Below are 982 nucleotides of genomic sequence, written 5' to 3' on the forward strand. Positions count from 1 at the left end.
ACTTCGGTGAGTGGGGGGAGTGGTGGGAGTGGGGCGCCGGGCGTGTCGGCGTGGGGGATCGGCGGCAATGTCGTGGTCGACAACAAGGGGACGGCGGCGATCACGGCGAAGGTGACGTTGGCGGCGTCGGGGGCTTCGGGGGAGGCCTACGTGCTGACCGCGCCATCGCTCACGTCGAAGGCAGTCACCATCGGCGGGTCGACGGTCGGCGCTGACGGGGCGTTCGCGCCGGTGGCGAAGGCGGTTGTGGTGCATGGGCGGGAGATGACGGTGAGTGTGCCGGCTGGGAGTGCGGTGGTGGTGGTTGTGCGGTAGGGGTGTGGTGGCTGTGACCGGTGGCTGTGGCCGGTGGCTGTGGCGGGTGGCCGGTGGCCGTCAGTCGGCGGTCACCGGTCGTCGTCCGTGGGGTGCCTTGGGCGCCCGGGGTGCGGTTTGTCTGGGGTTTACAGGTGATCTTTACGGCTTCGCACAGGGTTTGATGACCTCGCAGGGGGACGCAGTTCGGCTGTGCCCCGCAGGTTGCGCTGGCGGCCGCTGGTGTTCGCGAGCACGACCGCGCATGAGCCCGAGTCACTGCGCACACGTTTGGTCTGGCGGCTGCCTGCCGCGTTTGGTGGGCACCTTGAGGCCTCTGGCGGGCCTCCTCGACGAGGGGGCGACCCGCGCGTCGGGTTGTTTGGCGGCGGTCCGCGACTGTTCGGCTTTCTGTCCGCTGTTGCCTGCGTCGCGCTGTGCGCTGGCGGTGTTGCTTGTGGTCGCCGGGTTCTGGGTCCCTCGCCGCGTCATCGCCGTAAACGGAACCAGCCCGGTTTGGCGGAATCAAGCCGCACCCCACCTGCTGTGGTCCAGCCTCGCCCGGCTTGACACCGCCAAACCGGGCAGGTTGGCTGCGCCCGCTGACGCGGCGAGGGACCCAGAACCAAACCCCTCCATGGTCCTTCGGACCCCCTCACCACACCACCAGCCACGCTGCCCCGTCACC

Annotated in this window: 1 protein-coding gene; it reads left to right on the top strand. The window is 69.8% G+C overall.

Annotated elements, in window-relative coordinates:
• Positions 1-315 (top strand): glycosyl hydrolase family protein (locus GWK61_RS54775; protein ID WP_228564579.1); only part of this gene is annotated, 315 nt, incomplete at its 5' end.
• Positions 316-982 lie beyond the last annotated feature (667 nt).

Source organism: Catenulispora rubra, assembly GCF_015356825.1.
GTDB classification, from domain to species: domain Bacteria; phylum Actinomycetota; class Actinomycetes; order Streptomycetales; family Catenulisporaceae; genus Catenulispora; species Catenulispora rubra.